Source organism: Streptomyces sp. NPDC046915 (assembly GCF_040644935.1).
In the GTDB taxonomy this organism is placed as follows: domain Bacteria; phylum Actinomycetota; class Actinomycetes; order Streptomycetales; family Streptomycetaceae; genus Streptomyces.
This window is the reverse complement of the sequence record NZ_JBEYXB010000047.1, coordinates 20,153-27,871: the sequence shown is the minus strand read 5'-3', so window position 1 is coordinate 27,871 and position 7,719 is coordinate 20,153. Positions and strand designations below refer to the sequence as shown.

The window sequence follows — 7,719 nt, the reverse complement described above, 5'->3', positions numbered from 1 at the left end:
ACATCCCCCCACCCCCCGTGGCCCCCCCGACCTGCCACCGCGTCGGGGCGCCCCCTGCTGTCGTACGCCTACGAGTGCGTGCGCACGTCTACGAATGCGTGCGCAGCAGCGTCCGCATCGTCCGCATCGCCACCGACAGGTTGGCGAGGTCGAAGGTCTCCGAGCCGCGGATCTCCTCCAGGGTGGTCCGCGCCCGGCTCAGGATCGCCGTGTTCTTCTGCTCCCAGGCCTTGAAGCGCTGCTCGGGAGTGGAGGTGCCGTTGCCGACGGCGAGGACGTCCGCGGTGAGGGCCGCGTGGGCCGCGTACAGGTCCTCGCGGATGGACGCGCGGGCCATGGACTGCCAGCGGTCCGCGCGGGGCAGCTCGATGATGCGGTCCATGAGCTGGGTGATGCCGAGGCGGTCGGCCAGGTCGTAGTAGACCTCGGCGACGTCCAGCGGCTCCTTGCCCATGCGGTCGGCCACCGAGACGATGTCCAGCGTCGGGAAGGCCGAGGAGAACCCGGCCACCCGCGTCGCCAGCTCGTCCGGGACACCGGCCGCAGCCAGCTCGTCGTACACGTGCTGGTACCACTCCAGGTCCTCGCCGCGCAGCAGCTTGGGCAGCTGCTGCCAGACCTGCTCGACCCGTTCGGCGAAGAACTCGACGGTCTCGGCGAGCTGAAGCGGCTGCGGCCGGTTGTTCAGCAGCCAGCGCGTGCCGCGCTCGACCAGACGGCGCGAGTGCAGGCGAATACGGGTCTGGACGTCGGCGTCGACCTGGTTGTCGAGCGCCTCCACCGCGTCCCACACCGGCGCCGAGCAGAAGATCGTACGAGCCACGGTCTGCGCCCGGACGATCTCCTCCAGGGAGGCACCGGTCTCCTCGCGCAGCCGGTGCAGATACGTCGTGCCGCCCGTGTTGACCGTGTCGTTGACCAGTACGGTCGTGGTGATCTCGCGGCGCAGCGGGTGGCCGTCGACCTGTTCGGCGAACTGCTCGCGCAGCGCGGCCGGGAAGTACGCGTGCAGCAGGCCGCGCAGGTACGGGTCGTCCGGCAACGAGGTGTGCAGCAGCTCCTCGGCGACCGTGATCTTCGTGTAGGCCAGCAGGACGGCCGTCTCGGGGCTGGTCAGGCCCTGGCCCTGGGTCAGCCGCTCGCGGATCTGGCGGTCGGTGGGCAGGAACTCCAGCGCCCGGTCGAGGTGGCCCTCGCGCACCAGGTGGCGGATGAAGCGCTGCTGGGCGTTGAGCATGTCCTTGGACTGGGCCAGCGCGTTGGCGATCGCCGTGTTCTGCGCGTAGTTGTTGCGCAGGACCAGACGGCCGACCTCGTCGGTCATCTCGGCGAGCAGCTTGTTGCGCTGCTTGACGGTCATGTCGCCGTCCGTGACCAGGCCGTTGAGCAGGATCTTGATGTTCACCTCGTGGTCGGAGGTGTCCACGCCCGCGCTGTTGTCGATCGCGTCGGTGTTGATCTTGCCGCCCTGCATGGCGAACTCGATGCGGCCCAGCTGGGTCAGGCCCAGGTTGCCGCCCTCGCCGACGACCTTGACGCGCAGATCACCGCCGTCGACCCGGATGGCGTCGTTGGCCTTGTCGCCGACGTCCGCGTTGGACTCGCCGGCCGCCTTGACGTACGTGCCGATGCCGCCGTTCCACAGCAGGTCCACCGGGGCCTTGAAGATCGCCTTCATCAGGTCGGCCGGGGTCAGCTTGGTGACCTTGCCCTCGATGCCGAGCGCCTCGCGGATGTGCGCGTTGACCGGGATGGCCTTGGCGGTACGCGGGAACACGCCGCCGCCCGCCGACAGCAGGTCGGTGTCGTAGTCGGCCCAGCTGGAGCGGGGCAGTTCGAACAGGCGGCGGCGCTCGGCGTAGGAGACGGCCGCGTCCGGGGTGGGGTCGATGAAGATGTGCCGGTGGTCGAAGGCGGCGACCAGCCGGATGTGCTCGCTCAGCAGCATGCCGTTGCCGAACACGTCACCGGACATGTCACCGATGCCGACGACCGTGAAGTCCTGGGTCTGGGTGTCCACGCCCAGCTCCCGGAAGTGCCGCTTGACGGACTCCCAGGCGCCGCGGGCGGTGATGCCCATGCCCTTGTGGTCGTAGCCCGCGCTGCCGCCGGAGGCGAAGGCGTCACCGAGCCAGAAGTTGTACGACTGCGCGACCTCGTTGGCGATGTCCGAGAACGTCGCCGTGCCCTTGTCGGCCGCGACCACCAGGTAGGTGTCGTCCTCGTCGTGCCGCACGACGTCCTGCGGGGGCACGACCTCGCCGGCCACCATGTTGTCGGTGATGTCCAGCAGCGCCGAGATGAACGTCTTGTAGCTGGCGATGCCCTCCGCCAGCCACGCGTCCCGGTCCACGCTCGGGTCCGGCAGCTGCTTGGCGACGAAGCCGCCCTTGGCGCCGACCGGCACGATGACGGTGTTCTTCACCATCTGCGCCTTGACCAGGCCGAGGATCTCCGTGCGGAAGTCCTCACGGCGGTCCGACCAGCGCAGGCCGCCTCGGGCGACCTTGCCGAAGCGCAGGTGCACACCCTCGACGCGCGGCGAGTACACCCAGATCTCGTACGCCGGGCGCGGCGCCGGCAGATCGGGGATGGCCTGCGGGTCGAACTTCATGGAGACGTACGCGTGCGGCTCGCCGCCACGGGTCTCCTGGAAGAAGTTCGTGCGCAGCGTCGCCTTGATGACGGTCAGGAAGGAACGCAGGATGCGGTCCTCGTCGAGGCTCGCCACCTGGTCCAGGGCCGCGTCGAGCTCCTCGAGCAGGGCGTCGACGATCTCCAGCCCGGCGCGCTGCCGGTCCGGCGACATCCGCGCCTCGAACAGGGAGACGAGCAGCCGGGTGGTGTGGACGTTGTTGCGGAGGGTGTCCTCCATGTAGTCCTGGCTGAAGGTGGAGCCCGCCTGCCGCAGGTACTTGGCGTACGCGCGCAGCACCATCGCCTGCCGCCAGGTCAGGCCGGCGCTCAGCACGAGGGCGTTGAAACCGTCGTTCTCCGCGCGGCCGGTCCAGGTGGCCGCGAAGGCGTCCTGGACGCGCTCACGGCCGTCGTCGCCGAGGTACTCCGCGCCGCCGCCCACCACCTTGGGCATGCGCAGCCCGAAGTCGTAGATCCACGCGGTCGTCCGGTCCACGCAGCGCAGTTCGTACGGCCGCTCGTCGGTGACCTCGACGCCGAGCCGGCTCAGCACCGGCAGCACCCGGGAGAGGGAGACCGTGCCGCCCTTCTGGTAGATCTTGAAGCGGCGCTCCTCGGGCGCGGCGCCCACCGGCTCGTACAGGCTCAGCGAGAACGTCTTGTCCTCGCTCAGCCGCTCCAGGTGGACGAGGTCGGCGACCGCGGCGCGCGGGCTGTGGTCGGCCTTGTAGCCCTCGGGGAAGGCGTTGTTGTAGCGGCGCAGCACCTCGGCCGCGTACTCCTCGCCGCACTCGGCGGTCAGCGCCTCGGCGAACGCGTCGGTCCAGGACCGGGCCGCCTCCACCAGGCGGGCCTCGATGCGGTCCTTGTCGCTGTCGCTGAGCTCCGGCAGCTCGGTGCCCTGCGGGACCCGGACCACGAAGTGCAGCCGGGAGAGGATCGACTCGGTGTTCCAGGCCGTGAAGTCGACGCTGGTGCCGCCCAGCTCCTCCTTGAGGATGTCGATGATCCGCAGCCGGACGCCGGTGGTGTAGCGGTCGCGGGGCAGGTAGACCAGCGCGGAGTAGTAGCGGCCGTACTCGTCCTGCCGCAGGTAGAGCCTGAGCCGCCGGCGCTCCTGGAGGTACAGCACCGACGTGACGATGGACTGGAGCTCGGCGACCGGGGTCTGGAAGAGCTCGTCGCGCGGGTAGGTCTCCATGATCTGGAGCAGGTCGCGGCCGTCGTGGCTGTTGGGCGAGAAGCCGGCGCGCTCCAGGACCTCTTCGACCTTGCGCCGGATCACCGGGACCCGGCGGACGGACTCGGTGTAGGCGGCGGAGGAGAACAGGCCGAGGAAGCGGCGCTCGCCGACGACGTTGCCGTCCGCGTCGAACTTCTTGACGCCGATGTAGTCCAGGTACGACGGCCGGTGCACGGTGGCCCGGCTGTTGGCCTTGGTCAGCACCAGCAGCTTGTGCTCGCGGGCCTTGGCCCGGGCGTCGGCCGGGAGCCGTTCGAAGGACGGGCTGACGGGGTGCTGCTCATCGCTGGAGTGGTGCGGGTCCGAGCGCAGTATGCCGAGTCCGGTGCCGGGGACCGCGGCCAGGGAGTCGTCCTCGCGCAGCTGGTACTCGCGGTAGCCGAGGAAGGTGAAGTGGTCGGCGGCCAGCCAGCGCAGCAGCTCGCGGGCCTCCCCGACCTCGGGGACGGCGAGATCAGCGGGAATGGACTCGTCCGGCAGGGTCTCGGCCATGCGCAGCGCCGCGTCCCGCATCTTCTCCCAGTCCTCGACGGCCTCCCGGACGTCGGACAGCACGCGCAGCAGGTCGGCGGTGATCTGCTTGAGGTCGGCGCGGTCGGTCTCGCGGTCGATCTCGACGTGGATCCAGGACTCGACGTGCGCGTCGTGCGGGAGCTCGCCGCCGGCGGGCGGGGTGGGCAGCACCTCGATGAGCTTGCCGGTGACATCGCGCCGGACGACGAACTGCGGGTGGATGACGACGTGGATGCCGCGTCCCTGCCGGGTCAGCTCATTGGTGACCGAGTCGACGAGGAAGGGCATGTCGTCGGTGACGGCCTCGACGACGGTGTGGCTGCACGTCCACCCGTTCTCCTCGACGGTCGGGGTGTGGACCCGCACGTTGGCCGTGCCCTGGGGGCGGTTCTCGGCCAGGCGGTAGTGCGAGACCGCGGCTCCGAAGACATCGACCGGATCGCGGTCGCCGAGGTCCTCGGGGGCGGTGTGCAGGTAGTAGCGCTGGAGGAACGCGAGCATGGATTCCTGGTCCGGGCCGTCCGGGGCGCCCGGATTGCCCTCGCCCGTGATCCCAGTCGGTAGGTGCCCCCCGACCGGGCTGTTCTCAGCTACCCGAGCAGCCCTCTCGAGCAGCTCGGCCTTGGCTTCGTCCAGCTTGGTCTGCATTGTCCTCTGGCTCCTGTCGCGCGCCGTTGCGTGACGTAGAAGGAAGTACGGCCTCTTTCCTTCCGGCTCGCCGCCACGGCCCGGGGTGTCCGGTCCGGTCCGACGCTATGCCGCAAGGTGAGAGGAGCGGGGGGTAATCAGCCATTCTCGGCGCGCCCGACGGGTGTGACGCTGCTCTCGGCGACGTCGTTCCCCGGGGCGTGCGCGGCGCCTCGGGGGCCCTTGCGCCCCCGTCCCGCCCGCGAAGACCAGCGACTGCCGCCCGGTCACGGATGTCGTCCGTGCTCGCCGGGCGCAGGGCGGGGGCACCGGTGCCCCCGCGAACTATCGCGCTGATCACGCCACAAGGCTATCGCTCCCGACCGGGGGCCCGTCATGAGCCGTATGTGTACAAATCCGGGGGTGGAAGTTTGACGTTATGCACAGGGGTGGAGACGGCCGGGAAGGCGTATCCAGGGTGGTCCGGGCCGCGCGGGGAAGTCTCCCCGGAAACCGGCGGGTCCCCTTGGCAACGGGGCTCATCGGAGGGACGTTTGCCGTAGACAGGGATTGTCCTCCCGAGAGGAGCCGCCCGACATGACCGCCAAGATCCTCATCGTCACCGGCGATGCAGCGGAGTCACTGGAGGTCCTGTACCCCTACCAGCGTCTCCGCGAGGAGGGCTACGAGGTTCACATCGCCGCCCCCACCCGCAAGAAGCTGAAGTTCGTCGTCCACGACTTCGAACCCGGATTCGACACGTACACCGAGAAGCCCGGCTACACCTGGCCCGCCGACCTCGCCTTCTCCGAGGTCGACCCCGGCCAGTACGTCGCCGTCGTCATCCCCGGCGGCCGCGCCCCCGAGTATCTCCGCAACGATCCCGAGGTCCGCAAGATCCTCAAGTCGTTCTTCGACACCGACAAACCGGTCGCCCAGATCTGTCACGGCCCCCTGCTGACCGCCGCCACGGACAGCCTCAGCGGACGCCGTGTCACCGCCTACCCCGCCCTCGAACTCGACATGCAGGCCGCCGGCGCCACCTTCCAGGACGCCGAGGCGGTCGTCGACGGCACCCTCGTCTCCGCCCGGGCCTGGCCGGACCACTCCGGCTGGATGCGGGAGTTCCTGAAGGTCCTGCGCGCGAAGGCGCCGGTGACCTGAGCCGATGTGGGCGCGAGGCGGGGCCCGCCGGTCAGGCCGCCAGCCGCTCCGCCTCCGCCACGGCCTCCGCCAGCGTGTCCACCACGGGCACGCCCACCTCCTCCAGGCTGGCCCGGCTGTGCGACCCCCCGGTGTACAGCACGGCCCCCGCCCCGACGTACCGCGCCGCCACCGCGTCGTCCGCCGCGTCCCCGATCACCACCGTGCGCGCGGGCTCGACGCCCACCCCGTCCAGCGCTTCGAGATGCCGCACCATGTGCTCGGCCTTGCTGCCCCCGGACGGCCCGGTCCGCCCCTCCACCCGGAGGAAGTGCGCCTCGATCCCGAACCCGCGCACCAGCGGCACCAGTTCGTCATGCCCGTACATGCTCAGCAGCGACTGGCTGCGGCCCGCCGACCGCCACGCCGTCAGCAGGTCCACCACGCCCTCGGTCAGCCCGCACCGCACCCGGTGCTCGGCGTAGTACCGGTGGAAGATGCCGTCCATGACCTCCCACTCGGCATCGGTCGGCAACCTGCCCAGCAGCCGCTCGTAGAACCTGGGCACCGGCACGCAGTACAGCGTCCGGTACTGCTCCAGCGTGATCGGCTCCAGCCCCAGCTCGCCGAACGCCGCGTTCGTCGCCACGATGATCGCGTCGTTGTCGTGGAACAGTGTCCCGTTCCAGTCCCAGACGATGTGCGCGCTCGAGTGCATCCCCATGCCCAAAAACGTACCCGCCGCCACTGACAATCATGGAACCGGCGGGTGATCCCTCAGGTCACAGCGGTTACGTCGGTTACCCGAGCCCCACCAGATTCGGGATCTCCTGCGTCGCGAACCACAGCAGCTCGTGGTCCTCGGCCCCGTCCACGACGAACTGCGCGTCGTCGTCCCCGCCGTCCGCCGCCTCGACCGCCCCGGCCGCGGCGGCCACGTCCGCCTCCGCGTCGTCCGCGTCCACATGCACGGCCGCCGCCTTGGCCAGCCGCACCGGCCCGGCCACCCGCACCTCGCCGGGCGCCGCCTCGTCGAGCCCGCGGTCCGGGTCGGCGGTGGCCGCGCGGTCGGGCACGTCGACGGCGACCACGACACGCCGCCGCGCCGTGTCCGGCTCCGCGGCCAGCAGCCGCAGGGAGGCCAGCGCGGCCCGGCTCAGCGCTGCGTACTCCAGTTCCTCGATGTCCTCGGAGAGGTACCACTCGCGCAGCCCGGGCGTGACGGCGTACGCGGCGAGCGGGCCGCTCCCCAGCTCACCCGTCTTGTGGGCCTCGGCGAGCCCGGAGAGGGTCAGGGGGACGTAGACGCGCATGCTGGCCGCTCTTTCCTGGTCGTAAGGCTCCGCTGAGGTTCTTCAGGATACGTGTGGAGTCCTCTTTCGGGTTCCCGCCCGTGACGCCCCGGACGTCCACCCGATGTCCCGCGACTCACCCCCGTCCGCCCCCGCGCCACAAGGTTTCCCACCTCCCCGGCCACTCGGATAGGTGAACCTCCCGGCCCCGCGACACCGGCCGGGTCCTTCCTTGCCGCCGCCGTCCCCGGGCCCGTACAAGAT

The 7,719-nt window shown here is 70.5% G+C and carries 4 protein-coding genes; 1 reads left to right on the top strand and 3 read right to left on the bottom strand.

The window, feature by feature from the left end:
• Positions 1-88: 88 nt before the first annotated feature.
• On the bottom strand, positions 89-5,041 hold the full coding sequence (locus ABZ915_RS48060; protein ID WP_361817609.1) for an NAD-glutamate dehydrogenase: 4,953 nt from the start codon (positions 5,039-5,041) through the stop codon (positions 89-91).
• A 576-nt stretch (positions 5,042-5,617) separates the two neighbouring features.
• Between ABZ915_RS48060 and ABZ915_RS48055 the strand changes: the two genes are divergently transcribed.
• Positions 5,618-6,184: a DJ-1/PfpI family protein gene (locus ABZ915_RS48055; RefSeq protein ID WP_361817607.1), complete on the top strand. Its 567-nt coding sequence runs from the start codon at positions 5,618-5,620 to the stop codon at positions 6,182-6,184.
• A gap of 31 nt (positions 6,185-6,215) precedes the next feature.
• Here the strand turns inward: ABZ915_RS48055 and ABZ915_RS48050 are convergent, their stop codons facing one another.
• Together ABZ915_RS48050 and ABZ915_RS48045 are read right to left on the bottom strand one after the other, a co-directional pair.
• Positions 6,216-6,887, bottom strand: a complete 672-nt coding sequence (locus ABZ915_RS48050; protein ID WP_361817605.1) for an HAD family hydrolase — start codon at positions 6,885-6,887, stop codon at positions 6,216-6,218.
• Positions 6,888-6,963: 76 nt separating this feature from the next.
• Complete coding sequence (locus ABZ915_RS48045) at positions 6,964-7,476, bottom strand: hypothetical protein (protein WP_361817602.1); 513 nt, start codon at positions 7,474-7,476, stop codon at positions 6,964-6,966.
• Positions 7,477-7,719: the final 243 nt, after the last annotated feature.

Bases quoted from the DNA above. Each gene is read 5' to 3' on its own strand.
- ABZ915_RS48060 (WP_361817609.1), bottom strand. From the start codon at position 5,041: ATGCAGACCAAGCTGGACGAAGCCAAGGCCGAGCTGCTCGAGAGGGCT.
- ABZ915_RS48055 (WP_361817607.1), top strand. From the start codon at position 5,618: ATGACCGCCAAGATCCTCATCGTCACCGGCGATGCAGCGGAGTCACTG.
- ABZ915_RS48050 (WP_361817605.1), bottom strand. From the start codon at position 6,887: ATGGGGATGCACTCGAGCGCGCACATCGTCTGGGACTGGAACGGGACA.
- ABZ915_RS48045 (WP_361817602.1), bottom strand. From the start codon at position 7,476: ATGCGCGTCTACGTCCCCCTGACCCTCTCCGGGCTCGCCGAGGCCCAC.